Raw genomic sequence first — 2,731 nt, 5'->3', positions numbered from 1 at the left:
TGTCCGCGGTGCGCGGCCGGATGGAGTCCACCCCCGAGCTGCTGGCGCTGGGCCCCGAGGCCGTGCTGTACGCGATCCTCGACGCGGCCGTGGACGGCTATGCCCCGGTGGTGGCGGGGGTGCAGAACGACATCGACGAGATCGAGACCGAGGTGTTCCGCGGCGACCCCGAGGTGTCTCGGCGCATCTATGAACTCTCCCGCGAAATGGTCGAGTTCCAGCGCGCCACCCGCCCGCTGGTCGGAATGCTGCACGGGCTGATGGCGGGTTTCGACAAATACGGCACCGATGAGGAGCTCCAGCGCTATCTGCGGGACGTCGCCGACCATGTCACCCACACCAGCGAGCGGGTGGACGGCTTCCGCTCGGCCCTCACCGACATTCTCGCGGTCAACGCCACCCTGGTGACCCAGCAGCAGAACGCCGAGATGCGGGCGCTGGCCGAGGCGGGTTTCGAGCAGAACGAGGAGGTCAAGAAGATCTCCGCATGGGCGGCGATTCTGTTCGCGCCCACGCTGGTCGGAACCATCTACGGGATGAACTTCACCCATATGCCCGAGCTGGGCTGGGTGTGGGGATACCCGTTCGCGATCGTGCTGATGGCGGTGGTCTGCGTCAGTCTGTATGTCATCTTCAAGCGCCGCGGCTGGCTCTGACGGCGCCGCAACTCCCCGGCTGGATCGGCGATTCAAGGGAATTCCTCGATTGAATCGCTGATTCGGCCGCTGTCCGTAGCCCCTCCCCCTCGTTTGTGCTTCGATGCCGTGCGGCACGGCACGGGCAGGCGAGCGACGGGAGTACGCGTATGGACCGGCGAGGGTTCCTCAGGGGTGCGGCCGCGCTGTCCACCGCGGGGCTGGTCACCGCCGTCGGCGGTACCGCGACGGCCACGGCCGCCGCGCCGCCCCGGCTGCTGGCCGCCCAGGACTGGCTCTCCGCCATCGCCGACGCCACCCCGGTCCAGCGGCTGACCCTGCCCGGCACCCATGACTCCGGCGCCCGCTTCGGCGGCCCGTGGACCGAGTGCCAGAACACCACCATCGCCGACCAGCTCAGCAGCGGCATCCGCTTCCTGGACGTCCGCTGCCGCGCGTTCGAGAACGCCTTCCCGATCCACCACGGCGCCTTCTACCAGCACCTCAACTTCGACGATGTGCTCGGCGCCTGCCGCTCCTTCCTCTCCGCGCATCCGTCGGAGACCGTGCTGATGCGGGTCAAGCAGGAGTACTCGGAGGAGAGCGCCGCGGAGTTCCGCCGGATCTTCGACATCTATCTGGACGACAAGGGCTGGCGCTCGCTGTTCCGCCTGGACAACACCCTCCCCACCCTGGGCCAGGCCCGGGGCAGGGTGGTGCTGCTCGCCGACTCGGACAATATGCCGGGGGTGCGGTACGGCGACGGGGGGCTCTTCGACATCCAGGACGACTACATGGCGGAGCCGTTCGGCAAGTACCCCAAGATCGAGGCGCAGTTCCGCAAGGCGGCGGCCCAGCCCGGCAAGCTCTTCATGAACTATGTGTCCACCGCCGCCCTGCTGCCGCCCCGCTCCAACGCGGACCGGCTCAACCCGCAGGTGAAGTCGTTCCTGGAGGGCGCCGAGGCACAGGGCTGGACCGGGCTCGGGATCGTTCCGATGGACTTCCCGAACACCGCGTCCGGCCTGGTCGACGCCCTCGTCCGGCACAATCCGGCGGGCTGACCGCGGAGGGTCAGCCGCCGGGGAGGGTCAGCGGCCGCCGAGTGTCAGCGGCCGGGGAACCGGCGGAAGACCTTGACCGACGGTTCCGCGTAGCGCACCAGCTCCAGCGCCTGCTCGGGGAACCACTCCCCCGCGTCGGGGTTGACGGTGCCCCGCACCGGGTCCAGGGGCCCGTCGGTGCCGCGCAGGCACCGCCCGTCCGACTCACCCGGCGTCTTCACCCACAGCGCGGCGTCCAGCAGCGCGTCGCCGGTGCGGGTGGTGGGGCGCCTGCCCAGGCCCCGGGCCGGGGGGTTGCACCATGACTGCACGTCATTGTGCTGATGCGTCGCGGCCCTCGGGGTCCAGGGGCCCTGGCCGTTGCGGCTGGTGTCGGTGACGAAGTGCTTCATACGGCCCGGGTCGTCCGGTACATGGGCTTGCAGCCAGCGGCGGGCGTGCCGCCGTGACCAGCTCTGGTCGGCACAGTCCTCGGGGTCCCCGCCGTCGTCGGCGTAGGCGAGGCAGGAGGAGATCAGCCGGCCGTACCAGGCGCTGTCGGGGTCGGTCTGATAGTGGGAGACGTTGAGGGCGAAGCCGGTGGCGCGGTCGATCCCGGCCTTGATGAGACGGGGCACGATGCTGTTGACGGAGTGCCAGCCGGCGTGGCCCGCGTCCAGGTAGACCGAGGTGTTGCCGAGCGAGGTAAGGGCGTCGACCGCGTAGTTGATCTCGGAGTAGCGGGCGGCGGTCTCCTGGTCCTCGACCACCGGGGTGTCCAGGTCGCCCATGTTCTCGAGGTCGGGGGTCACCGGGTCGGGGGTTTGGAGCGGGGGCAGCTCGGGGAGGGTGCCGGGCTGCTCGGCGGAGGGATCGGGGGCGGGGCTCTGGGACGCGGAGGGCTCCAGGCCGGAGGGCTCCAGGCCGGAGGGCTCCAGGCCGGAGGGCTCCAGGCCGGAGGGCTCCTGGGCCTCGGCGGGCTTGGGGGCCGGGTTCTCGGAGGCGGGGAGCCGCGGGTCCGCGGACTGGGCGGCGTCCGCGGACTGGGCGGCG

3 protein-coding genes are annotated in these 2,731 nt (G+C 70.7%); 2 read left to right on the top strand and 1 reads right to left on the bottom strand.

What is annotated here, in order from left to right:
• The coding region (locus KN815_RS47975; RefSeq protein ID WP_216348047.1) for a magnesium and cobalt transport protein CorA at positions 1-656 on the top strand (656 nt) is incomplete at its 5' end.
• 149 nt (positions 657-805) lie between these two features.
• Positions 806-1,699: a phosphatidylinositol-specific phospholipase C gene (locus KN815_RS47970; protein WP_216348046.1), complete on the top strand. Its 894-nt coding sequence runs from the start codon at positions 806-808 to the stop codon at positions 1,697-1,699.
• 44 nt (positions 1,700-1,743) lie between these two features.
• On the opposite strand, the gene KN815_RS47965 is transcribed toward KN815_RS47970, so the two are convergent.
• Positions 1,744-2,731, bottom strand: a 988-nt coding sequence (locus KN815_RS47965) for a glycoside hydrolase family 6 protein (protein WP_253209714.1), incomplete at its 5' end; no start/stop codon positions are given.

Origin of the sequence: Streptomyces niphimycinicus (genome assembly GCF_018883605.1) — a bacterium.
Taxonomy (GTDB): domain Bacteria; phylum Actinomycetota; class Actinomycetes; order Streptomycetales; family Streptomycetaceae; genus Streptomyces; species Streptomyces niphimycinicus.
The sequence above is the reverse complement of the archived record's forward strand: the minus strand, read 5'-3'. Positions and strand labels throughout refer to the sequence as shown.